Here is a 22,982-nt window from a genome sequence, read left to right as displayed (position 1 = left end):
TGGTATTATTCTTTATTAAAGCTTTGTTTCAAGCTCAGCTACCACCACCATGATTTTTTCTATTTTACCATTCCGGTAAAGCTCAAATTCTATTTCTTTACCTGGTTCTGTATTACCTATTTCTTCCAGCACTTTTTGTGGATTTGCTACCGAAAGCCCTGCAATTTTAATAACAATATCTTGCTCTTCAATGCCCGCTTGCCATGCTGGTCCCAAAGGGTCTAAATTAGTAATACGCATGCCAGTAACTGGGGTTAGGCTGTCGTTTACTTCCTTGCCGGTACTATCTACTGCTGTGCCTTCAAAGCCTAAATAGCCGCGCACAACGCGACCATGACGAATGAGCTTACCCATTACTTTTTTAGCAAGTGAGTAAGGAACCGCAAAGAATATTCCTTGAATATTCAAGTTCTCACGCGTTTTAAACTGCGCAGAAGTAATGCCAACTAAATCACCATTGGAGTTAACTAATGCGCCGCCAGAGTTGCCCACATTAATAGCCGCATCCATTTGCAATAAGTTATTGTACGGACTGTCTGTAATTTTTTGCTTACCCGTTGCGCTAATAATGCCTTGCGTGATTGTTTGGCCTAAATTAAGCGGGTTACCTATGGCAAGTACAACATCGCCTACACTGGATACATAGCTATCATTTACAGGTATTACCGGAAGGTGATCTGCATTTATTTTAAGTAAGGCTAAATCAGTAATAGTATCAAAACCAATTAGCTGTACATCAAAAAAGCGTCTGCCATCGGTTAGAATAACCATAATTTGATCTGCATTATTAACAACATGGTAGTTGGTAAGAATGTAACCGTCTTGCGACATGATGACGCCAGAGCCTAGCTCTTGTACCGTGTTTTTTCTTTTATAACGAGGTTCTTTGGAAATACTTTCTGAAAAAATAGTAACCACAGAAGGAGCAGCTCGTTTAACTGCATCAGAAAAACTCAGGTGACTCGAACTCATTGCGCTTGGTAGGGGAACATTTGGAAGTAAAGCCGCTCGCATATTAGGGCTGAAAAAAACCACTAAAAAAGCAATACTTAGGCCTGCAAATAAAGGGGGAAGAATAAATTTTATTAGTTTCAGCACGATTTTCTTATTATGTAAGTGAGCAATCTCTTTATGATGACATAAAAAAAATAACAGCGGCAAGTGCCACTGTTATTTTTATTACATTAATAGTGCTATTTATTACTGAATTAAAATAAATATAGACTCACGACCACGTTGCACGCCAAGTACGATATTACCTTTTGTACTGTCGATGATTTTATTCATGTCGCGAATCGTTTCAACTCGTTGACGATTCACTTGCATAATAATATCGCCTTCTTCAAGGCCAACACGGGCAGACGGTGAGCGAGGATCTACAGAAGTAACCTCAACACCTTTATTACTATTTTTTTGTACATTTTCAAGTGTCGCGCCTTGGAATGCAGGATGGAGTTCTTCACCGGTCGCTGTAACACCTGATGCACCATCAAGGGTTACTTTCACTGTTTTAATTTTACCATCGCGGTAAATGCCTAGTTTTATCTCACGGCCTTCACCTAGCGTAGCAATTTTGCTGCGTAGTTCATGAAAACCACTAATGTCGCCACCGTTAATGCTAACAATAACGTCACCAGCTTCAATTCCAGCCTTACTTGCGGCAGTGTCGTCCATTACTTGCATTACATAAGCACCTTGTTTGACATCAAGTTGCTGTGCTTTTGCAAGTCCAGCATCAAGTGGACGACCAGAAATGCCTAACGAGCCTCGACGTACTTCACCATGTTCAATAATTTGATCGACTAGATTTTTCATCATATTAGATGGAATCGCAAAACCAATACCCACGTTGCCGCCAGAAGCACCTAAAATAGCGGTATTAATACCAATCAACTCACCATTGAGGTTAACTAAGGCACCGCCAGAATTACCTTGGTTAATAGCTGCGTCGGTTTGAATGAAATCTTCGTAGCCCTCAATGTTTAAACCACTTCGGCCAAGAGCACTAACAATACCTGATGTAACTGTGTGGCTAAGGCCAAATGGGTTACCAATAGCGACAGCAAAGTCACCCACTCGTAAATTATCTGAGTTAGCGAGTTTGATTTCGGTTAAGTCATCAGCGTCTATTTGTAAAAGAGCGATGTCTGATTCTGTGTCAGTACCAATTTTAGTTGCTTCAAATTCACGGCCATCTTCGAGAGTAACTACCATTTTTTCGGCGTCCTGGATTACGTGGTTATTAGTCACTACATAGCCCTCATCAGCATCAATAATGACCCCAGAACCTAATCCACTAAATTGGCGTTTTTGACTGCGAGGCTGTTGCTGTCCAAAAAAATATTCGAGTGGATCTGCACGGCGGCGTACTTCTTTAGAGCCTGAAACTTGGATACTTACAACACCAGGAGATATTTTCTCTAGCATGGGGGCAAGAGTGGGTAGTTGTTGACCATTTACTGCAATTGGCATTTTTGCATAAGACGCTACAGGGCTCATTAATAAGCTTGTAGATAAAATAGCTGCGCTGATAAGTGATAATTTCATTTTCATAGTCAGGGGTAACTCCACTTAAGATAAAGCAAAAACAAAAAGGGCTACTTTAAAAGCAGCCCTTTTTGGTTTATTAAGATAAAACAACAAAGCTGTTATATCTAAAGACTATGGGGTCTAAAAAAAGTTCATCAAGATACTTTAGAATGTTCTGAAACTTTATTTTGACCAGCAAATAAACCAGATTCACCCGATACATAATCAGCTGGTTGTGCTGCGGCTGAAGAACGATCTGAACGACGCTCTTTTAAAGACGCTTGTAGTTGTTCTGTTGTTTCTTTAGAAAAATAAGGTTCTGCTGGTGCTTTATTTCTATCTTCTAGAAGAAGTTGGTTTGTTTCTTCAACGTGACTAAGCAGTTGATCATAGTTTTCTTTCATTTTATTTACGAGCTTGCCAGTATTCGCTAAATGATCAGCTACATCTTGACGATACTGCTCTAACGCATTTTCAGCTTGCTCTGCCTGCTCTTTTAATTCATCTTGTTTGAATTGTTTTTTAGTAACAAATGCGCCAATAAAAAATGCTACAACAGCAGCAATAACAATTAAACCTACCCACATAACTGTGCCCATAAAAACTACCCCTTTGGGAAAATAACTAACGAATGCCGATTCAATTATAAATCATACTAAGTGTAATATACCCCGAGTTATGATGCGTGTTAATATGCTTTGCAAATTAAACTGTGTTTTAACTGTAAATAGATATGACTCCTTGGCAAACATACCAACAAGACTTAAAGCGAGATGACTTTGTACACGACGCAGCACAAGAAAATGCTGTGCGCCATTTACAACGTCTATACGATGACCTAACTCAGGCAAAGCCAAAACAAAAAGGTTTTTTTGCTAAGTTATTTAGTAAAGATGAACCTGCGCCTATAAAAGGTTTGTACTTTTGGGGTGGAGTAGGGCGTGGTAAAACTTATTTAGTTGACACTTTTTACGAATCACTACCGGGCACACGTAAAATGCGCGTGCACTTTCATCGATTTATGCACCGAGTGCATAATGAGCTTAAAAAACTAAACAATACGGCTAATCCATTAGAAAAAATAGCCGACACTTTCAAAGCAGAAACAGACATAATTTGTTTTGATGAGTTTTTTGTTCAAGACATTACCGATGCTATGTTGCTAGGTGGCTTAATGGAAGCGCTATTTGCACGGGGTATAGTACTTGTTGCTACATCTAATATAGTGCCTGATGAGCTTTACAGAAATGGCTTGCAGCGTGCCCGCTTTGTCCCTGCTATAGAACTGGTTAAGCTCAATACAGAAATAGTTAATGTAGACTCAGGTATTGATTATCGGTTGCGTACCTTAGAGCAAGCCGAAATTTTTCACAGTCCGTTAGATAAAGAAGCGGATAAAAACTTATTTGAATACTTCGATAAGCTATCGTCAGAGCCTGGACAATTAGATGAGCCGATAGAGATAGAAGGTCGTTTAATCAAAACGCGAAAAGTAGCTAAATGCGTGGTGATGTTTGAGTTTAGTGAATTATGCGAAACAGCGCGTAGTCAGGTTGATTACATGGAGATTAGCCGCTTATATAATACGGTGATTATTTCTAACGTAAAACAGCTTGGGCAAACTAATGATGATGCCGCTAGACGCTTTATTGCTTTAGTGGATGAATTTTATGAGCGCCATGTAACTTTAATTATATCGGCTGAAAAACCTATTACCGAACTTTATACCCAAGGTAATTTAAACTTTGAATTTAAGCGCTGTATAAGCCGTTTGCAAGAAATGCAGTCTCTAGAGTATTTAGCTAGAGAGCATTTGGTTTAAATTAGTAGGTAAAAGTGTAATAGGTTAGCCATTAAAAGTAAGAGGTGCATATATAGTACTTCTTATTTCTAAAATTTCTTGTGGAAAAAACAACCGGCGAGTAGCAATGTGTTTTAAGTGCTGGTATACTCCCGCGTCTGCCACGTTGCGTTCTATGCCCTCATATAGTCTAGCCACTTGTGAGCGGCGCAAAAGTCTAAAACTCGAAGGGGTTATAGCAAACTTAGAGCAGTAGTTAATATTAACTACTTGTGGTTTTAATTGAAAAACATTGGATTTTTATAAATGAAAACGTTTGTTGCTAAACCAGAAACAGTAAAACGTGACTGGTACGTAGTTGACGCTGAAGGTAAAACTTTAGGTCGCATCGCTACTGAAATCGCTCATCGCCTACGCGGTAAGCATAAAGTTGAATATACACCGCACGTAGATACTGGTGATTATATCATCGTTATCAACGCTGAAAAAGTTACTGTAACTGGTAACAAATTCAAAAACAAAGTGTACTATTCACACTCTGGTTTTCCAGGTGGTCTTAAGTCTACTACTTTTGATAAACTTCAAGCTGCAAAGCCTGAAATGATCATCGAGAAGGCTGTTAAGGGCATGTTGCCACGTGGTCCTTTAGGCCGCGCTATGTACCGTAAACTTAAAGTTTACACAGGTACTGAGCACAACCATGCTGCACAACAGCCTCAGGTTCTAGACATTTAAGGAGCACCATCATGGCAAATCAATACTACGGTACAGGTCGTCGTAAAAGTTCAAGTGCTCGCGTATTCTTACGCCCAGGCACTGGTAACATCGTAATCAACAAACGCTCTCTAGAAGAGTATTTTGGTCGCGAAACAGCACGCATGGTTGTTCATCAAGCTCTTGAGCTAGTTGATATGACTGAAAAATTTGACCTTTACATCACCGTTTCTGGTGGTGGTACAACTGGTCAAGCTGGTGCTATCCGTCATGGTATCACTCGTGCACTTATGGAGTTTGACGAATCATTACGTTCACAACTTCGTAAAGCAGGTTTTGTTACACGTGATGCACGTAAAGTTGAACGTAAGAAAGTGGGTCTTAAGAAAGCGCGTAAGCGTCCACAGTTCTCAAAACGTTAATCTATACGTTATCAAGAATTCAAAAACCCAGCTTATGCTGGGTTTTTTGTTTTCAAATCAAAATGTTTACATTTGCAACTTAATATAAAGTTATTTATATCGACGGTGATACTGGGTGATTGCAGCAATTAATGATGATCAAATTGATTAATAACTGCGTATTAATCAAACGAAAGTTAAAAAACACTCAGATAGCTGCAAAAAAGTTAAATAATTATCGTAATTAGTTTAAATCCATCAGTTAATTGGTGGAATTTTTTGCTACAATTGGCATTGAAGTAAAATGAGTGAGTTTAACCGCACTATGTACAGTTTTTTACTGTTTCCTCTTAGTGGTGTTGATCTTGGTCAGTATATTGTTTTTACAGAAGCGTTATTATAGTCGTTCGGCTTTATTCTCGAGCTTACTTAATCAAATTTTGATCAAGTTAGTTTTATTCGAGCATAGGGCTTTGAATAACCTTGTTTTAATCAAGGGTTTTAATTATGATCGCTTCTATTTTAAAAATTCGAATAATTAACCTGCTGTAACTGATGTTCTCAATATAGCAAGTGTTGAGAATCATAGTGGAGATAAGTGGATGAGCAATGCGCCTGTAGACAATGGCCGACGTCGCTTTTTAACCATAGCTACCTCTGTTGTAGGTGGTGTTGGTGCGGCTGGGGCTGCTGTTCCTTTTATTGCGTCTTGGAATCCAAGTGAGCGAGCTAAATCTGCGGGTGCGCCTGTAGAAGTAGATATCAGCAAACTTGAACCGGGACAATTAATACGTGTCGAGTGGCGTGGTAAACCTGTATGGGTTGTATCACGGACCCCAAAAATGCTTGAGCAAATGAAAGAACATGAAGGTCAACTTCGTGATCCGCATTCGCAAGAGCCACAACAATTAGAATCATCAACAAATGATTACCGTTCATTACGTCCAGAAATCTTTCTGGCTGTAGGTATTTGTACGCATTTAGGGTGTTCACCTGGCTTTTTCCAAGGTAACTTTAGTGAGAAAGTTGAAGGAACCGATGATGGCTTCTATTGCCCATGTCATGGTTCTAAATTTGATATGGCTGGCCGTGTATTTCAATCGGTACCTGCTCCATTAAACTTAGAGATACCACCTTATACTTTTCTTGATGAGACCACTATTTTAGTGGGCGAAGAAAAAGGGGCAGCCTAATGTTTGGTAAGATTATTGGTTGGATAGACGACCGTATCCCAATGACACGTGTTTGGAACATGCACATTGCACAGTATCCAGCACCTAAAAACTTTAACTTCTGGTACTTTTTTGGCTCATTAGCCATGTTGGTACTAGTAAACCAAATCCTAACAGGTATTTGGTTAACGATGAACTTTGTTCCGTCTTCTGAAGGCGCATTCGCTTCAGTAGAATACATCATGCGTGATGTAGAATATGGCTGGTTATTACGTTACTTGCACTCAACCGGTGCATCAGCGTTTTTCATCGTTGTATATATGCATATGTTCCGTGGCATGATCTACGGTTCTTATCAAAAACCACGTGAGTTACTGTGGTTATTTGGTATGTTTATTTTCTTAGCGCTAATGGCTGAAGCATTCATGGGGTATTTATTACCATGGGGGCAAATGTCGTTCTGGGGTGCACAGGTAATCATCTCCTTATTCGGGGCTATTCCGGTTATTGGTGATGACTTAACACTTTGGATCCGTGGTGACTATGTAATATCAGGTGCAACGCTTAACCGCTTCTTTGCATTACATGTAATTGCACTACCACTGGTTATTGTAATCTTAGTTTTCTTACACATTGTTGCTCTACATGAAGTGGGTTCAAATAACCCTGAAGGTATTGAGATTAAACGTAAGAAAGGCTCAGTAGCTGAAGAAGATAAGCCTAAATTTAAATTTCATGAGTATTACACTGACAAGAAAGATATTGTTGATGCGATACCATTCCACCCTTACTACACAGTTAAAGATATTGTGGGTGTGGTTGGTTTCTTAATATTGTTCTGTTGGGTTGTGTTCTTTATGCCAGCGATGAATGGCTTCTTTTTAGAAGGTCCAAACTTCGAGGCAGCTAACCCACTTAAAACACCTGAGCATATTTTCCCGGTTTGGTACTTTACGCCATTCTATGCAATCTTACGTGCAATCCCTGATAAGTTAATCGGTGTTGCGGCGATGGGTGCATCGATTGTGGTACTTGCGTTACTACCTTGGGTAGACCGTGGTAGAGTTAAATCGGTTCGTTACCGTTGTGGTTTCCATAAATGGAACATTGCAGGTTTTGTTGTAACTTTCGTTCTTCTAGGTTGGGTGGGCGCAACTCCACAAACTGATATGAAAACGATTATTTCTCAAATCTGTACTGTGACTTACTTTATGTTCTTCGTACTGTTGTTTGTATACAGTAAGAACGAAAAAACTAAGCCATTGCCAGAGAGGTTAACGAAATGATGAAGAAGCTTATTATTGGTTTATTTGCTTTATCAGTAAACTTGTTGCCGAACATGGTTATGGCAGCGGGTCCATCGGTTCCTTTAATGGAAGCGAACAACGACCTTACTGATCAACCATCTTTACAACGCGGTGCAAAGTTGTTCATGAACTACTGTCTTGGTTGTCACCAAATGCAGTATCAACGTTATGAACGTACTTTTCGTGATATCGGTATCCCAACAGAGGTTGGTTTAGAGCAGTTGATTTTTGACGGTTCTAAAGTTGGTAGTCATATTACTAACGCGATTACAAAAGACGATGCAGCAAAATGGTTTGGTGCGGCTCCGCCGGATTTAACTCTAATTGCTCGTGTAAAATCACCAGATTATATTTACACGTACTTAAAATCGTTTTATAAAGATGAATCTCGCCCGTTTGGGGTTAACAACATTGTTTTCCCATCGGTAGGTATGCCTCACGTTCTTCAAGAACTACAAGGTTTACCAACACCTATCACTAAAGAAGTACAAGAGCATGGTCACACTGTGACTAAAGTTATTGCTACTGAAACCGATGGTACGGGCGAATTAAGCATAGATGAATACGACCAAGCGGCTCGTGATTTAACAAACTTCCTTGAGTACGTGGGTGAACCTTCACGTCTTGAATCGGAAGCGCTAGGTATTAAGGTAATAGGATTTTTAATTATCCTGTTTATCTTGGCATTTATGCTTAAGAAAGAATACTGGAGAGATGTTCATTAGGTTGAACATTTTTAAAGGTAATTTTGCAATAGGGGCTTAAGCCCCTTTTGCTGTTTTAGTTATTTAATGGAGGTATAGGCATGGCCGTAGCTGCCAATAAGCGCCCTGTAATGACCCTTTTTTCTGGTGCTAACTGTATGTATAGCCACCAAGTACGTATTGTACTTGCGGAAAAAGGTGTAAGTGTAGATATTCATTTGGCTGAAAAAGATAACTTGCCAGAAGCACTTCACGAAATTAACCCTTACGGTACAGTGCCAACACTGATTGACCGTGAGCTTGGTTTATACCAGGCAAACATCATCATGGAATACCTTGATGAACGTTTTCCTCATCCTCCACTAATGCCTGTTTACCCGGTAATGCGTGGTCGTAGCCGCTTAATGATGCATCGTATTGATACTGATTGGTACAGCCTAGCTGACAAAATCAGTAACAACACGTCAGATGCTGCTCAAGCTCGTAAAGAGCTAACAGAAGCATTGCTTGCTGTAGCACCTATTTTTAGCGAAGCACCTTACTTTATGAGTGAGGAGTTTAGCTTAGTAGACTGTTATTTAGCTCCACTATTATGGCGTTTACCAGAGTTTGGTATTGAGCTTAATGGTGCAGGTTCTAAAGAGCTTAAAGAGTACATGATCCGTTTATTTGAACGTGAGTCATTCCAAGCCTCTTTAACTGAAGCTGAGCGTGAGATCCGTTTATAATGACGCCTAATCGTCCTTATTTATTACGTGCTTTTTTTGATTGGATAGTCGATAACGAGTGTACACCGCATTTAGTGGTAGACGCTGGATTTGCAAATGTACAAGTGCCAACACAATTTGTTCAAGACGGACAAATTGTTTTAAACATAAGTCCATCAGCGGTCACACAGTTTTCGTTAGACTTAACCCAACTTAGCTTCAGTGCGCGCTTTGGTGGTCAGCCAATGCAAGTGTATGTACCTCTAGGTGCTGTGCTTGCAATATACGCGCGTGAAAATGGCGAAGGAACAGTCTTTACCGCAGATGAGTTTTTAGAGGACGAAGACGATTTTGTGCCAGAGCTTGAAAGTGTTGATTCATCAGCTGAGTTTATTGATGAAACACCACCAGAAAAGCCTGAGAAGAAAAAAGGCTCTCATTTACGCGTTATTAAATAATAAGTAAATGCCAAAAAAAACCGCTGAATAAGCGGTTTTTTTATGTCTGTATTTTGTGTTTACAAGTATTCAAATACTTTAATTACACGCTCTACGCCAGAAACATTGCGGGCAATATTTACAGCTTGAGTTGACTCAGAGTCAGATACTAAGCCCATTAAAAAAACTTCAGCATTTTCTGTCACTACTTTAATGTTATTACTGCTAATGTCTTTTGCTGTTAGTAGCTGGGCTTTTACTTTAGAAGTTAGCCAAGAGTCGTGAGTTTGTGTAGTAATGCCAGTATTTGAGCCAATACGAATTTGGTTATGTATTTTACGAATACCTGAAACGCCCTCAATGGTGCGCTGCGCTTCGTTTCTCATTTCTTCGTTAGATACTTGGCCAACAAGTAAAACAATACCGTTAACGCTTACAGCGCTTATATTGGCAAACTTTTCAAGACGTTCTACTTCGCTAAGTGCAATACTGGCTTTTATTTCAATGTTGTTATCGTCAATTTGAGAGCCAATAGTACGGCGGTCGTTCGCTGCAGTTACTGCACTGGCTGTACCTGCAACAACAGCGGCTGCGCAGCCTTGCAGTAATACAACAGTACCTAAAACAATAAGAGAGCGTTTAAACATAATTTTCATCCTGAGGGAAAAGCGTTAAATCAACAAGTTCGCTTAAACAATGTAAGTTAACTAAATGGGATTCGATAATGCGGCTAGGGCGTTTAGATGGCGATCTAATTTCAACATCGTTAGGGCCAAGTAGGCCTACCAACTCGCCACCATCATCACCAACCATAACTATGACCTTCATATCTTTAGTTAGTGCAGCTTCAACGGCAGAAATAACATGTTTTTCGTTACCGTTTATAGCCAGTACAAGCAATAAATCACCTTGTTGGGCAAAAGCGCGGACTTGGCGAGCAAATGTATCGTGATCGTCTACTTGAGTACTTTGCCCAAGATTAACGTTTTCTTGCGATAGAGCAATTGCAGGTAAGCAGGGACGTTCGGTTTCATAATGATTAACCAACACACCCGCCATATGCTGAGCGAGCATGTGGCAATTTGCAGTACCGCAGCAAATGAGTTTATTTCCGTTGATCAGACTTTGTGCAATAGTAAATGCAGCTGACTCAAGAGCACTAGGTAGCACTTCACCTGCAGCGATTTGAACTTGAATGCTTTCTGTAAAAATTTCTTTAATTGTGTCTTGCATAGCCTACCAATAATTTATCTTTGTATTTGCGTTTAAAATACATTTTTAAGCCAATTAATATTAGGAGATGCTTCTCCTGTAATGGCTACATAATCAATTCTTAGAGCTTGGTTAGTTAAATTTTTAGCTGCTAAGTAATGATAAATACTACGTTTTAATCGAGCTTGTTTTTGTGGACTAAGCGCATAGTTGGCACCGCCACGAGCATTATTTTTGCGAAACTTAACCTCAACGAATACAAGGGTATCGCCTTCTTTCATAATGACATCAAGCTCACCAAAGGGGCAGTAATAGTTACGTTCAATGGGTGTTAGCCCTTGAGTAACTAAGTATTTTTGCGCTTCAAGCTCATAATACTGGCCTTTTTCGCGACTATTGTGCCACAGCTCTTTAAACCACGACATGCCGCCCCCTTAATTAAATTTAATTGATAGTTTGTATGTCACCCGCTGATTGCATAAACAATGGTACAGGGCGTTTTGTTTCTAATTGCACAGGCTTAATGCGACGGTTTGTATATTGAGCCCAGTCGAGCGTGCGTTCTATATGGCCGCTGGTATTAACAGATAACTTACCGCTTAAACCACTATATTGATTGCCTGGCATTACGCTTAACTGCCTGATGTCATGTAATATTGATACAGCATCGTACGCCATTGCAAATAAGCGTTGGCTAATATCTACTTGCTCTGGCCATAACGAATCATACTGCTGGCGTAAGTTATGTTGTTTAATTTGCGAATCGAGCATCCACGGCAATTCAGTGAAGTATAGGCCGTCTAAGTCGCCTTTGTCAGTACTGTCAATTTGTTTACTATGACTTTTAGAGCTGGCATAAAGTGGAATACGATCTGCAAATGTACTTACGTTAACATCAAGGTAAGGTTTAATTAAGCGTGTTTCTATTGCATCACCCAAAATATAAATAACGTCTATATCACTACGCGAACGGGTTTCGTTTTCTACTTCCTGTTTAAATAGTGCTTTAATCGTTTTTATGCGCTCTTTTGATTTATCAACTTCTAACAAGCTGGTAATTGTATTAGGCATATCTTTTTTATCGTTATAAAAACCTATTTGCGGCTTGGTTTCGCTATAGCGTTGCCACTGTAAGTTAAAGTAATCAACCAAGCGTTGGCCATTTGCGTTATTTGGTGCAAGCAACATAGGTTTTTGATAGCCCTTAGTTAAAAAGTGTTCTAAGGCTTGTTGTACTTCGTGCTCAGGGTTTAGTGCAAAGTAATAATGCTGAAGCGAAATTCGCTCACCATCAAAGGTGTTTAAATGCAGTACCGGAGTATCAATAAGAGTTTGTGCATTGGCAAGTTTATCAATATTTGCTTTAAGTAGAGGACCAATTACAAAGTCAGGCTTTATTTCTTCAAGTTGCGCTGCAATTTCTTCTGTACTTAGGTTTTCATCAATAAAAATAGTGTCGTTGATATTTTGCGTATCAAGTGCAGCTAATACGCCAGCTTTAAGGGCATCACCTAAACGTTCGTTAGGGCCCGATTGTGGAAACAGTACAACTAAGCGCTCTATATTGATAGGAGCAAGTTCAGTAAGCATTTCATCTTGTTCAGGTAATACAGTAAAAGCCGGATGCCCAATATAGCGTCTGCGCCAATTGTTGATCGCTTGATCTAACTCTACGCCACTACTTGCATATACTTGATGATATAACGCTAGGTTAGCCCATCCTTGCTGAATAACCGAACCACGGTTAAAGCGTTCAAGCGCGTAAGAAGAAAGTTGCTTTAAGTTATCCCACAAATTTTGATTAAGTTGAGGGATTTCTATATTATTTTTTGTTGCTGTCTCAGAGGCTCTAAAAAAGTAGGGTGCAGCTTTTTTAGGAAAATTTTGCGATGCGTAAATGCTGGCCGTTAAAAACTGATGCCAAGCAAAATGCTCAGGTTGAGTCAGTTGTCCGTCTAGCGACTGTAAAATAACCAAAGCCTGATCATTTTTATTCTGTTGTTTTTGTGCAAATGCAATATAAAGGCGGTTCTGGATTTGATCAACACTTGCGGTTAATTCAAGCTCATTCCCAATTATCTCTAATAAAGGCCAGTTTTGCTCACTAATTGCTGCATCACGGGCGCTATACAATAACTGTATTTTATCGGCACCTTGGCGGTTTTGCGCCAATTGATAGATAGATTGCGCACTGGTTGCCTGATTTTGCAGTGCATTAGTGCGGTTACTTACGTTATCGCTGTTTTTAGTTGGTTTTTCGGTTGTGCTACACGCCGATAACCCTGACAATATAATTAATAGACTAACTAGTTTAAGTCGCACAATGATTTCCCAATACGTTAACGCGATTTGCTTATATTACTGACTGACGCAGGAGACCTCAATGTTAAATGAGGAGAATTCACAGAAAATTGGCACTCTTTACATTGTTGCCACCCCAATTGGCAATTATGACGACTTAAGTCACCGTGCCATTGCGACATTATCGCAAGTTGACTTAATAGCTGCTGAAGACACTCGCCATACCGGCAAGCTACTTAGCCACTTTGGAATTAAGGCAAAAACGTTTGCATTACACGACCACAACGAAAAGCAAAAAGCACAACAAATTATTGATCAACTTAATCAAGGTTTAAATATTGCTTTAGTATCTGACGCTGGTACACCACTAATTAGTGATCCAGGCTACGCTGTTGTAAATCTGTGTCGCGAACAAGGCGCTCATGTTACACCTGTTCCAGGTGCATGTGCTGCAATTACAGCCGTATGTTGTTCAGGCTTACCAACCGACCGCTTTCAGTTTATTGGTTTTACGCCAGCTAAAAGCAAAGCTCGCCAAGACTTTTTTATCGAAGCTGTTAACTCAGGCATTACCAGCATAATGTACGAAAGTACGCACCGTATTATGGCAAGCCTTGATGATTTAGCACTAGCCCTAGGTGATGAGCAGCAAGTTGTGTTTGCTAAAGAGCTAACCAAAACCTTTGAAACATTTTTTAATGGTAGTGTAAGTGAGCTTAAACAGTTTTTAACTGATGATCCTACCAAGCAGCGCGGCGAAATAGTGCTTATGCTTCCGGGCAAACCAAAGCAAATAGACGATGTTCCGCCTGAAGCGCGAAAAATGTTAACGCTACTTGAAAGCGAAATGCCAATGAAAAAAGCCTGTGGCGTTGTTGCTGAATACTTTGGAATGAAGAAAAACGCTTTATACAAAACAATTATTGAAGAAAAAGAGTAAATTTTACTGCGCTTGGTATTAGCCTCATGTATACTGCGCGCCGAGTCAGCCAAGATGATCGCTGCCTGTGACGAAAATGATCAGGGGGAGGAAAGTCCGGGCTCCATAGGGCAGAGTGCCAGCTAACGGCTGGGGGGCGTGAGCCCACGACAAGTGCAGCAGAGAGGAGACCGCCAATCTTCGGATTGGTAAGGGTGAAAGGGTGCGGTAAGAGCGCACCGGGCCGCTAGTAATAGTCGGTTGCAAGGTAAACTCCACTCGGAGCAAGACCAAATAGGGTTCCTTATGGCGTGGCCCACGTTGGAACCGGGTAGGTTGCTTGAGCCATAGAGCGATTTATGGCCTAGACGAATGATTATCACTTTCTTCGGAAAGGACAAAACCCGGCTTATACGGCTGACTCACTCATTCAATAAAAAGCCCGCAGTTAACGCTGCGGGCTTTTTTGTGTTTAAATTTTAGTTAATAAAATTTAAGTATTATTAAATAATATTTTTCCCTTGTTCTGGATCGCGAGATTGCTCTGCTTGTTCACGTATTTCGTCGGTATCACTACTTACATCATCAAGCGTTTTAGTTTGCTCAACAGTTTCACTTTTTTCGCTTTGTATTTGCGATGGTTGTTTTTCCTCTAAGCTAGAAGCATTTTCATTAGGGGCTGTGAGTATAATTCTCTCTCGTGCGTCATCAGGCATGCTGATGTTTTGTTTTGTGAACTCATTGACTAATTCGCGCATAAGCTGGGAGGCTACTTTTAATGGACTGTGCTGCTCGCTATTAACCCAAAAATACAAAACGAAGTTAATAGTAGATGAGCCTAAATTTTTTATTAAAACTTGCGCAGGTGGGTCGCTAAGTACCGCATTTTGTTGATTGGCAATATATAGGGCGAGGGTTTGTGCGCTGCGTATATCGTTATCGTAGCCAATACCAATTTCTACTTTGCCGCGCATTTTTGGATTGGCAGTCAGGTTTTTAATGGTATTTTTATATACAGTCGCATTGGGTATTTGAATATGATTGCCATCGTAATCAACAAGTGTGGTTGCTCTTGCTGTTACTTTTTTAACAATACCTAATCGGCCATCCACTTCAATTACATCGTCAATTTTAAAAGGTCTTTGTACGCTCAGTAATAAACTGGCAATAAAGTTCTCTGCTATGTCTCTAAAAGCAAAGCCGAGTATTAAACCTATCAACCCAGTCCCACTCATAATAGCAACAGCAAACTGAGTAAGCCCTGCTAAACGTAAAAATAAATACACCCCAAATAAAATTATTAGGGTGCTTATGCTGCGCCTTATGACTAGGTGAACAAGCTTGCTCTCAGTCATATAGTCAATGGGTTTGATTAGTAATCTAGAAAGTGGCCCTGAAATTAAGTAACTGAGTACTAAAAGCATTATGCCGAGTAAAAGAGTGGGTAATATTTGCGCTGTTACGTGAAGTAATTGCACGCCTTGCTCATAAAAGAAATTCCACGAAAGTGTATCAACTTTGATCACGTCAGTTATTGGTGTTGTATTATTTAGCGCTACACTGCTTTTTAGGGTGCTGAGCATGGCTTATCTTCCGTGTTAGAGTCATTTATAGATAAATATTAGCAAGTTTGGTACCAAACACTTATAACTTGGCAAATATTTTGCTGTAGTAACGTAATACAAATATTGAGGTTTAGAATGAAAGAAGCTAAACGAGGACAGCAAGCAGAGCAGCCTGCACATATCCCTTTTATAGGTTGGTGGGATATTGTTAAACGTATTTTTAAGCAAATGAGTGAAGATAACTTATCTATAGTGGCTGCCGGTGTGGCATTTTATGTGTTACTTGCTATTTTTCCAGCCATTGCGGCGATGGTATCGGTGTATGCGTACTTTTCATCCCCAACAGATATTAGTGAGCACTTAAGTAAAATAGTTACTTTGCTTCCACCAAGCACCAGCGAACTAATTTTATCTCAGGTTTCTAGCCTTGCTAAAACATCAAGTGCAAGCTTGAGCTTAAGTGCAATTGGTACGCTCATACTTACTATTTGGAGTAGCTCAAAGGGCAGCCAAGCACTTATTACTGCATGTAATATTAGTTATCGTGAGTATGAAAAACGCTCATTTTTTCAGGCTCAACTAGTGCGTTTTTTATTTTCGGTAGGAGCGATTGTAGTCGCAATTTTTGCGCTATTAATTATTGGTATTTTACCTATTGTACTTAATTTAGTGGGACTAAAAGAAAGTATAGATTTATTAATTAAACTCATTTCTTGGCCATTATTGGCTTTTACCTTTAATTTTGCATTGGTACTTTTATATCGTTATGCCCCACATCGTAAACCGGCTAAATGGCGTTGGATCACAATGGGGTCGTCTATTGCTACCGTGCTGTGGATTTTGGCATCTATAGGTTTTTCATTTTATGTATCGCGTTTTTCTAGTTACAACGAAACTTATGGCTCACTAGGTGGTGTAGTGATCATGTTGATGTGGTTGTATATTAGCGCTTATATAATCACATTAGGTGCTGTAATTAATGCAGCTACTGAGCAGCAAACAGGTAAAGATAGCACTGTAGGGCCGGCTAAAGAGCGTGGGCAGCGAGGCGCCTATGTAGCAGATCACCTCGATGTAAAAAATGAATAGCTATTAATTAGTTAAATTAGTAAGTGCAGTAATTTGCTCTTTAAACTCTTGTGCTGCAGGACCAAGCCTGTCGTTGTCGTTGCACATTAAATATAAATTAAGAGTACGGGTTGTACCTTGGTCTAAATTAAGTGCAATGAGGGTTTTATCTTCAATTAAATGTGCAATTTGTGTTTTTGGCAGCCAAGCGTAACCTAAATTTTGACTAACCATATCAATAGAGTTACGTAAGTGGCTTACTGTCCAGCGCATATCTGCACCTAGCCAGCCTTCATTGTGACTGGTGTGGGTTGCTGAGTCGCGCACTACTATTTGTCTATGTAGCTTTAAATCACGAAAGTTGAGTTGTTCAGTATGTTGGTGTAATACATGGTCTTTATGCGCAACCGCTATAAACTCTATATCACATAACGTACTGCAACTAATTCCATAGATAGGAATTGACGAAATAGCTAAATCAACCACTGAGTTATGTAATAATTCGTTTGCACCGGTTAGCACGCTTTCTACTAAATCAATTTTTAAAAGAGGGTAAAGCTCACTCGTTTTAGCAAGTGCTTGATATAAAATAGCGTGTGGAAAAACTTCATCAACAGCTATTTTTAGCGTGCTTTCCACGCCTTCGCTTAGTGTACTTGCTACCGATTCTATTTTAGTCGCTTCTTCAATTAAAAACTCGGCTCTGCGTAAAATTAGCTTACCGCTATCGGTTAAAAATGCTTTACGACCTTTTACTTCAAGCAACTTAATTTGCAAGGCGGCTTCAAGTTTTTGCACCGCATGGTGCACGGTTGACTGACTTTTATGTACAGCTGCGCTTGCGCCTGCAAACCCGCCATGATCCACAACCGCTTTAAACATTCGCCATTGCTCTAATGTTGCTTTTGCCATTTTTAAATCCTGTTACTACTTTATATCTGATTGCTTAACTTGACCGCGCAGACGCATTATTTATTGCGTAACAGTGATTTTTTGTCTATTTATTTTAACAAAGCTACTTTTTTATCAGCCAGAAGTGCCATAAAACTGCTTTTATTTAAAGGTCTTGAAAATAAATAACCTTGACCGTAATCACATCCTGCTTCAAGCAGTAGCTGCATTTGTAATTTAGTTTCAATTCCTTCGGCGATTACTTTTAAGCCCAACTGATGCGCCATAACAATGATGGCTTCACACAATGCAAGTTCTTGGCTGCCTATTTGAATATTATCAACAAAACGTTTATCTATTTTTAAATAGTCGGTGTCCATTTCTTGTAAGTAAGCGAGCGACGAATACCCGGTACCAAAATCATCAAGAGCAAGCTGCATTCCTGATTTTACTATTTCTTTTAGGCGTCTTTGCGTAAGTGCTTCAGGATTAACCATTAAGCCTTCAGTTATTTCTGCGACAATTGACGAAGCAGGTAGTTTTGCTGCTTTTAGCATATCGTACCATTCATCTATGCCACTCTCTGGCGTGGATAATTGCACTGGCGATACGTTTACACTTATTTGAAAAGTATCATCGGTTAGTGTTTTTATATCGTTAAGTGTTTGCAAAGCTTGGGCAAATACAAATTGACCAATTGCATTTATTTGCCTGGTTTCTTCAGCAAGTGGGATAAATGCGATAGGGCTAATTAGGCCTTTTTCGGGATGTTGCCAACGAATAAGCGCTTCAGCTTTATGAATATGTAAATCATTTAAAGCAACTATGGGCTGATAAAATAACTCAAACTGTTCAAGTTCTATGGCACTTCGTAAGTCTTTTAATAGCACCATGCGCGCGTGTGCATATTCGCGCATGTCAGCAGAGAAAAACTCAAAACAGTTGCGACCATTACTTTTTGCTTTATACATAGCCTGATCGGCTGCCTTTAAAAGCTGTTCAGTATTTTCACCATCATTAGGAGCGCAAGCAATGCCTATGCTTGCACTAATAAATAACTCTTCGTTTTCAAGATGCAAAGCTGACGATAGACTAAGTAAAATATTACTCGCAATTTGATTAATATGGCGCGTACTTTTAATGTGACTAAATACAATAACAAACTCATCTCCCCCAATTCGTGCCACAAACTCAGCGTTTTTTGCCGACTGGACTATACGCTGAGATACGAGTTTTAATAAGTTATCGCCATAGTGATGGCCTAATGTGTCATTAATATCTTTAAAGTGATCAATATCTAAAAGCATGACAACCAATTGATTATCTGGAGTAACAACATTTGAAAATCGTTGATTTAATCGCTCCTTTAACTCTAAACGATTTGGTAAGTCAGTTAGGTGATCAAAATGAGCTTGTCGCCAAATGGTTTCATCAGCTTGTTTTTTTTCTGTGAGGTCTGTGAATATCGCGATACGACGAATAGGTGCGTTGTTTGTGTCATAAATAGTATCGATTGTGAGCCACTCAGAGTAAAGCTGCCCATTTTTTTTACGGTTAATAACCTCGCCTTGCCAGCGGCCTGTTTGCTGTAATTCAGACCACATTTTATTGTAAAAATTCTTATCATGTTTTCCTGATGAAAGAATTGAAGAGGACCGGCCAATAACTTCTTCTTTACTATATAAAGTCGTTTTACAAAACGCAGGATTTACATCAAATATAATGCCCGTTGGATCGGTGATTGCCATGCCTTCACTACTGTTGTTATACACTAGTGAGGCAAGGTGGAGTGCTTCTTCATTTACTTTTCGTTGTGTTATATCTCGTAGCACAACAACGTATTCATTTTTACTTTGCATTGCGCTAATACGTGCTTCAAAGCTGCGTTTAGGATCTGATTTTTCGAGTGTGAATTCTAAATTGCTCGAAACATCAAGTTTAGATAACTGCGATAACAAAAGCTGAACATTGCTGTGTGAAAGTATTGATGATAAATGAGGTACTACAGTGCTGTTAGGATTTACTTGAGGCTTAAACTGTCCTGTTATGTTGAGAATATCGCCATGGATGTTAATTCTAACGTAACTATCGGGCAGAGTATTAAGCAAGCTAGTAAGCTCATCATGCTTGTTTTTTAAATTAGCTTCAGCTGTTAACCGAGTTTGCGCCATTGATTTAAAACGCTGATAGAGAGTATTTAGCTCTGGATTATTGGGTTGTATTTTTTGTGCGGGCATCTCGCCCTTAGCCAATACGTTTGTTGCATTTGTTAGATTATTAATTGGGTCAATAATGCTGGTTTTAAGTAGTTTACGTGCAATTAAAGACAGTATCAGCAGCGATAAAATAAACACACCAATCGCTATAAAAAAATTATTATTTATTTGCTTTAAAGCATGTGTGACAGGAAGTGCAATATGTATATTTAAGCTGTTATTACTTGGATCGCTGTAAATAACAGAGTGGTGAAGCATTCGGGCTTCACCTTCAATGGATTTTATTTTTGTTGATGCCTCATTATCAATCGAAGAATCAGTTGCTAATAAAGTCTGTGCAATATTATCGCCAAGCGCGGCCGTTGTAGGTGGATAACGCGCTAAAATTTTTCCGTTAGAATCAGCAATTGCAGCAATAGAGCCTGGCGGAAGTTCAATGTCATTAAAAGCATTGTTCCACCAGTCAAGCGCAACAACGATAACTACAACCCCCTGAATTACATTTTTTTTATTAATAATAGGTAACGCAAAATTAAGAGTGTTTTTTGCAGGCTTCGGTCGTGCTGAAAATAACCTACCGACAATTGGTTACTTTTTAAGGCGTTTTGGAAATACGCCCGATCGGCAATATTAATTGTTTTGGCTAACCCGCTTGTTGTACATATAACAATGCCATTTGGATCTATAATCCCGATATTGGCAACATGTGCGTAAATAGATCTAAATTGATTAAAATAATTAGGGCAGGTCGTTGCTAGATTTTCTTTCTTACTTTCCTCTTTAGCCAAATAACGTGCTAAACGGTCAATATCATCGACTAAATGCTTTTGCTGTAAAATTAATTGCTTAGCAATATTTTCTACTTTTTTTTCACTTTGCTCAATAGAGTGATCGCGTTCAAGCAGCAGTGTAAAAATAATTACAGCGGTGCCCGGAATACTTAGCAATATAAGTAAACGATAAAGCTGATGTTTGAGAGAATAAGTAAAAATAACCATTCCTTAGTTTTGTATTTTGCAATAACAATTGTAGCCAAATTCACTCCAAATAACCATAGTAATTATAAGGTTGAAAATGTAACCAATGAATCATTATAGTTCTATTTTTTGGAATGTTAAGGTCGATTTAAAGACATAGTTGTTTTGTTTAATGAATGATTTAATAGCCTCATAAACTTATTCTTTAGAGTGAATTAAAAAATGAAAATATCAAAAATACTTACAGCTTATGCAACTCAAGATGGCGACGGCGTAAGCATTAGCCGCATACCAGGGTTTGATGGTAAATATTTAGATCCCTTTTTAATGATTGATGAACTTAAGTCAGACGACAAAAAAGATTATATGGGAGGCTTTCCTGAGCATCCGCACCGAGGTATTGAAACGTTTACTTATATTCTAAAAGGTGGCTTTGAACATCGTGACCAAATGGGTAACAGAGAAGCAATTAAAGCAGGCGATGTGCAATGGATGAGTACAGGGCGCGGCGTCATGCACAGTGAAATGCCACTCGCGGATGCTGTAGATGGACTGCATGGCTTTCAAATTTGGATCAACATGCCAAGCGCAGAAAAAATGCGTGATTCACGTTATCAAGATACTACTAAAAACCCAGCTCCGAGTTTTACAAATACGCAAGGTGTGACGTTAAAATCACTTGCGGGATCGTGGCAGTTCGAAAGTGAAACGCTTACAAGCGCTCTGCAAAGTTTAGCGGCTAATGCGGCGCTCGCTGATATTACATTACCCGCTGGTAAAAACATCTATTTAGAGCCTCTTAGCCAACAAAAAGTAATGCTTTATATTCATAGCGGCTCACTAATTACGATCGACAATCAAACAATACCAGCGGGCAAGTTACTTATTTTGGAACCAGGCAGTGACATCAATATTAGCTCTGAGCACGGCGCTGGTGTTTTGGTTTTAGCAGGCGATCCACTTAATCAACCGATTGCTCATATGGGGCCGTTTGTAATGACGACGCAAGCAGAAGTACAGCAAGCAGTGCGTGATTATCAAAACGGCGAGTTTGGCAAAATTTAACGGTATTTTTAGGAGAGTTTTATGGGATTATTAGTTAACGGCCAATGGCAAGATAAATGGTACGACACCGATTCAAGTAACGGTAAGTTTGAACGCGAAACAGCGCAGTTACGTCACTGGATCACTGCAGATGGTAGCGCTGGAATAACGGGCGAGGCCGGTTTTAAAGCTCAAGCGAACAGGTATCATTTATATGTGTCACTTGCGTGTCCTTGGGCGCATCGAACGCTTATATTTAGAGCGTTAAAAGGGCTGCAAGATTTAATTACGGTGTCGGTTGTTAGCCCTGACATGCTTAATAGTGGTTGGGAGTTTGATACGAAAAATCATAGTACTGGCGATGCATTATTTAATAGTAATTACTTACATCAAGTGTATACAAAAAATAACCCTGAGTATTCTGGGCGAGTAACGGTTCCCGTATTGTGGGATAAAAAGCTCAATAAAATTGTTAGTAATGAGTCTGCCGATATTATACGTATGTTCAATAGTGCGTTTAATGAATTAACAGGTAATAACGATGATTACTATCCTGAGGCACTGCAACCAAAAATTGACGAATTAAATACACTGATTTATCCAAATATAAATAATGGTGTTTATCGTACGGGCTTTGCTACAACTCAAGATGCGTATGAAGAGGCGTTTAACGATGTATTTAAAGCACTCGATACAGTAGAGGGGATACTGAGCAAACAGCGGTATTTAACAGGGGATAACCTCACAGAGGCTGATTGGCGATTATTCACCACGCTCATTCGGTTTGATAGTGTGTATGTTGGCCACTTTAAATGTAATTTACGCACAATTGAAAGCTATCCTGCACTGAGCGGATACCTTAGAGAGCTATATCAGGTTAAGGGTGTAGCACAGACAGTTGATTTTTATCATATTAAACGTCATTACTATTTTAGCCATACAATGATCAATCCAACACAAGTTGTGCCAAATGGCCCAAGTGTTGATTACTTATCTGATCACGGTAGAAATGTTTAA

The 22,982-nt window shown here is 39.4% G+C and carries 21 protein-coding genes, 1 other RNA gene and 1 pseudogene; 13 read left to right on the top strand and 10 right to left on the bottom strand.

All coding sequences use genetic code 11. The features are described 5' to 3' along the window. Window positions 1-15: 15 nt before the first annotated feature. From AAEY68_RS09085 to AAEY68_RS09075, 3 genes are all read right to left on the bottom strand, one after another. Window positions 16-1,098: a trypsin-like peptidase domain-containing protein gene (locus AAEY68_RS09085; RefSeq protein ID WP_007580320.1), complete on the bottom strand. Its 1,083-nt coding sequence runs from the start codon at window positions 1,096-1,098 to the stop codon at window positions 16-18. A 102-nt stretch (window positions 1,099-1,200) separates the two neighbouring features. Further along, window positions 1,201-2,553, bottom strand: a complete 1,353-nt coding sequence (locus AAEY68_RS09080; protein WP_010554276.1) for a Do family serine endopeptidase — start codon at window positions 2,551-2,553, stop codon at window positions 1,201-1,203. A gap of 131 nt (window positions 2,554-2,684) precedes the next feature. After that, window positions 2,685-3,128, bottom strand: coding sequence for a Z-ring associated ZapG family protein (locus AAEY68_RS09075; RefSeq protein WP_007580324.1), 444 nt, complete (start codon window positions 3,126-3,128; stop codon window positions 2,685-2,687). A gap of 134 nt (window positions 3,129-3,262) precedes the next feature. On the opposite strand from AAEY68_RS09075, the gene zapE reads away from it, so the two are divergent. From zapE to AAEY68_RS09035, 8 genes are all read left to right on the top strand, one after another. Further along, complete coding sequence (zapE, locus tag AAEY68_RS09070) at window positions 3,263-4,351, top strand: cell division protein ZapE (RefSeq protein WP_010554277.1); 1,089 nt, start codon at window positions 3,263-3,265, stop codon at window positions 4,349-4,351. Between the two features lie 285 nt (window positions 4,352-4,636). After that, window positions 4,637-5,065 carry a 50S ribosomal protein L13 gene (gene rplM / locus AAEY68_RS09065; protein WP_007378318.1) on the top strand — a complete coding sequence of 143 codons (429 nt, stop codon included), beginning with the start codon at window positions 4,637-4,639 and terminating at the stop codon, window positions 5,063-5,065. Window positions 5,066-5,073: 8 nt separating this feature from the next. Then, entirely contained in the window at window positions 5,074-5,466 is a 393-nt protein-coding gene (rpsI, locus tag AAEY68_RS09060; RefSeq protein ID WP_024590200.1) for a 30S ribosomal protein S9, read from the top strand. A 581-nt stretch (window positions 5,467-6,047) separates the two neighbouring features. Then, window positions 6,048-6,638 (top strand): ubiquinol-cytochrome c reductase iron-sulfur subunit, encoded by a 591-nt coding sequence (gene petA / locus AAEY68_RS09055; protein WP_007580333.1) that lies wholly within the window; start codon window positions 6,048-6,050, stop codon window positions 6,636-6,638. Continuing rightward, window positions 6,638-7,903: a cytochrome b gene (locus AAEY68_RS09050; RefSeq protein ID WP_007580335.1), complete on the top strand. Its 1,266-nt coding sequence runs from the start codon at window positions 6,638-6,640 to the stop codon at window positions 7,901-7,903. Before petA ends, AAEY68_RS09050 begins: the two co-directional genes overlap by 1 nt. Beyond that, on the top strand, window positions 7,900-8,649 hold the full coding sequence (locus AAEY68_RS09045; RefSeq protein WP_007580337.1) for a cytochrome c1: 750 nt from the start codon (window positions 7,900-7,902) through the stop codon (window positions 8,647-8,649). Before AAEY68_RS09050 ends, AAEY68_RS09045 begins: the two co-directional genes overlap by 4 nt. Window positions 8,650-8,729: 80 nt before the next feature. After that, window positions 8,730-9,356 carry a stringent starvation protein SspA gene (gene sspA, locus AAEY68_RS09040; protein ID WP_002957965.1) on the top strand — a complete coding sequence of 209 codons (627 nt, stop codon included), beginning with the start codon at window positions 8,730-8,732 and terminating at the stop codon, window positions 9,354-9,356. Further along, window positions 9,356-9,793: a ClpXP protease specificity-enhancing factor gene (locus tag AAEY68_RS09035; RefSeq protein ID WP_007580339.1), complete on the top strand. Its 438-nt coding sequence runs from the start codon at window positions 9,356-9,358 to the stop codon at window positions 9,791-9,793. Before sspA ends, AAEY68_RS09035 begins: the two co-directional genes overlap by 1 nt. 59 nt (window positions 9,794-9,852) lie before the next feature. On the opposite strand, the gene dolP is transcribed toward AAEY68_RS09035, so the two are convergent. From dolP to AAEY68_RS09015, 4 genes are read right to left on the bottom strand one after another with little or no spacing between them, the layout of a single operon-like run. Continuing rightward, a complete protein-coding gene (dolP, locus tag AAEY68_RS09030) occupies window positions 9,853-10,419 on the bottom strand; it encodes a division/outer membrane stress-associated lipid-binding lipoprotein (protein ID WP_007582867.1) in 567 nt (188 codons plus the stop codon). Next, window positions 10,412-11,005, bottom strand: a complete 594-nt coding sequence (locus tag AAEY68_RS09025) for an SIS domain-containing protein (protein ID WP_002957968.1) — start codon at window positions 11,003-11,005, stop codon at window positions 10,412-10,414. Before AAEY68_RS09025 ends, dolP begins: the two co-directional genes overlap by 8 nt. Window positions 11,006-11,037: 32 nt before the next feature. Beyond that, window positions 11,038-11,409, bottom strand: a complete 372-nt coding sequence (locus AAEY68_RS09020) for a YraN family protein (protein ID WP_010554278.1) — start codon at window positions 11,407-11,409, stop codon at window positions 11,038-11,040. Between the two features lie 19 nt (window positions 11,410-11,428). Beyond that, window positions 11,429-13,306, bottom strand: coding sequence for a penicillin-binding protein activator (locus AAEY68_RS09015; RefSeq protein WP_350585843.1), 1,878 nt, complete (start codon window positions 13,304-13,306; stop codon window positions 11,429-11,431). Between the two features lie 61 nt (window positions 13,307-13,367). Here AAEY68_RS09015 and rsmI point away from each other — a divergent pair, with 61 nt between their 5' ends. Both rsmI and rnpB read left to right on the top strand, forming a co-directional pair. Continuing rightward, window positions 13,368-14,225: a 16S rRNA (cytidine(1402)-2'-O)-methyltransferase gene (rsmI, locus tag AAEY68_RS09010; protein WP_197208800.1), complete on the top strand. Its 858-nt coding sequence runs from the start codon at window positions 13,368-13,370 to the stop codon at window positions 14,223-14,225. A 42-nt stretch (window positions 14,226-14,267) separates the two neighbouring features. After that, window positions 14,268-14,632, top strand: an RNA gene (rnpB, locus tag AAEY68_RS09005) — RNase P RNA component class A. Window positions 14,633-14,707: 75 nt separating this feature from the next. Here the strand turns inward: rnpB and AAEY68_RS09000 are convergent. Next, window positions 14,708-15,787, bottom strand: coding sequence for a mechanosensitive ion channel family protein (locus tag AAEY68_RS09000; RefSeq protein ID WP_350585842.1), 1,080 nt, complete (start codon window positions 15,785-15,787; stop codon window positions 14,708-14,710). A gap of 117 nt (window positions 15,788-15,904) precedes the next feature. Between AAEY68_RS09000 and AAEY68_RS08995 the strand changes: the two genes are divergently transcribed. Beyond that, complete coding sequence (locus AAEY68_RS08995) at window positions 15,905-16,858, top strand: YihY/virulence factor BrkB family protein (RefSeq protein ID WP_350585841.1); 954 nt, start codon at window positions 15,905-15,907, stop codon at window positions 16,856-16,858. Window positions 16,859-16,861: 3 nt separating this feature from the next. On the opposite strand, the gene AAEY68_RS08990 is transcribed toward AAEY68_RS08995, so the two are convergent. Together AAEY68_RS08990 and AAEY68_RS08985 are read right to left on the bottom strand one after the other, a co-directional pair. Then, on the bottom strand, window positions 16,862-17,749 hold the full coding sequence (locus AAEY68_RS08990; RefSeq protein ID WP_024592936.1) for a LysR family transcriptional regulator: 888 nt from the start codon (window positions 17,747-17,749) through the stop codon (window positions 16,862-16,864). An 89-nt stretch (window positions 17,750-17,838) separates the two neighbouring features. After that, window positions 17,839-20,942 (bottom strand): annotated as a pseudogene (locus AAEY68_RS08985) (bifunctional diguanylate cyclase/phosphodiesterase). Between the two features lie 201 nt (window positions 20,943-21,143). Here AAEY68_RS08985 and AAEY68_RS08980 point away from each other — a divergent pair. Together AAEY68_RS08980 and AAEY68_RS08975 are read left to right on the top strand one after the other, a co-directional pair. After that, window positions 21,144-21,986: a pirin family protein gene (locus AAEY68_RS08980; RefSeq protein WP_350585840.1), complete on the top strand. Its 843-nt coding sequence runs from the start codon at window positions 21,144-21,146 to the stop codon at window positions 21,984-21,986. A 21-nt stretch (window positions 21,987-22,007) separates the two neighbouring features. Next, window positions 22,008-22,982, top strand: a complete 975-nt coding sequence (locus tag AAEY68_RS08975) for a glutathione S-transferase family protein (protein WP_007582889.1) — start codon at window positions 22,008-22,010, stop codon at window positions 22,980-22,982.

The sequence above is a fragment of the Pseudoalteromonas sp. RB2-MNA-CIBAN-0110 genome (assembly GCF_040309305.1).
Classification (GTDB): domain Bacteria; phylum Pseudomonadota; class Gammaproteobacteria; order Enterobacterales; family Alteromonadaceae; genus Pseudoalteromonas; species Pseudoalteromonas arctica.
The sequence above is the reverse complement of the archived record's forward strand: the minus strand, read 5'-3'. Positions and strand labels throughout refer to the sequence as shown.

Bases quoted from the DNA above. Each gene is read 5' to 3' on its own strand.
- AAEY68_RS09080 (WP_010554276.1), bottom strand. From the start codon at position 2,553: ATGAAAATGAAATTATCACTTATCAGCGCAGCTATTTTATCTACAAGC.
- AAEY68_RS09075 (WP_007580324.1), bottom strand. From the start codon at position 3,128: ATGGGCACAGTTATGTGGGTAGGTTTAATTGTTATTGCTGCTGTTGTA.
- zapE (WP_010554277.1), top strand. From the start codon at position 3,263: ATGACTCCTTGGCAAACATACCAACAAGACTTAAAGCGAGATGACTTT.
- rplM (WP_007378318.1), top strand. From the start codon at position 4,637: ATGAAAACGTTTGTTGCTAAACCAGAAACAGTAAAACGTGACTGGTAC.
- petA (WP_007580333.1), top strand. From the start codon at position 6,048: ATGAGCAATGCGCCTGTAGACAATGGCCGACGTCGCTTTTTAACCATA.
- AAEY68_RS09050 (WP_007580335.1), top strand. From the start codon at position 6,638: ATGTTTGGTAAGATTATTGGTTGGATAGACGACCGTATCCCAATGACA.
- AAEY68_RS09045 (WP_007580337.1), top strand. From the start codon at position 7,900: ATGATGAAGAAGCTTATTATTGGTTTATTTGCTTTATCAGTAAACTTG.
- sspA (WP_002957965.1), top strand. From the start codon at position 8,730: ATGGCCGTAGCTGCCAATAAGCGCCCTGTAATGACCCTTTTTTCTGGT.
- AAEY68_RS09035 (WP_007580339.1), top strand. From the start codon at position 9,356: ATGACGCCTAATCGTCCTTATTTATTACGTGCTTTTTTTGATTGGATA.
- dolP (WP_007582867.1), bottom strand. From the start codon at position 10,419: ATGTTTAAACGCTCTCTTATTGTTTTAGGTACTGTTGTATTACTGCAA.
- AAEY68_RS09025 (WP_002957968.1), bottom strand. From the start codon at position 11,005: ATGCAAGACACAATTAAAGAAATTTTTACAGAAAGCATTCAAGTTCAA.
- AAEY68_RS09020 (WP_010554278.1), bottom strand. From the start codon at position 11,409: ATGTCGTGGTTTAAAGAGCTGTGGCACAATAGTCGCGAAAAAGGCCAG.
- rsmI (WP_197208800.1), top strand. From the start codon at position 13,368: ATGTTAAATGAGGAGAATTCACAGAAAATTGGCACTCTTTACATTGTT.
- AAEY68_RS09000 (WP_350585842.1), bottom strand. From the start codon at position 15,787: ATGCTCAGCACCCTAAAAAGCAGTGTAGCGCTAAATAATACAACACCA.
- AAEY68_RS08995 (WP_350585841.1), top strand. From the start codon at position 15,905: ATGAAAGAAGCTAAACGAGGACAGCAAGCAGAGCAGCCTGCACATATC.
- AAEY68_RS08990 (WP_024592936.1), bottom strand. From the start codon at position 17,749: ATGGCAAAAGCAACATTAGAGCAATGGCGAATGTTTAAAGCGGTTGTG.
- AAEY68_RS08980 (WP_350585840.1), top strand. From the start codon at position 21,144: ATGAAAATATCAAAAATACTTACAGCTTATGCAACTCAAGATGGCGAC.
- AAEY68_RS08975 (WP_007582889.1), top strand. From the start codon at position 22,008: ATGGGATTATTAGTTAACGGCCAATGGCAAGATAAATGGTACGACACC.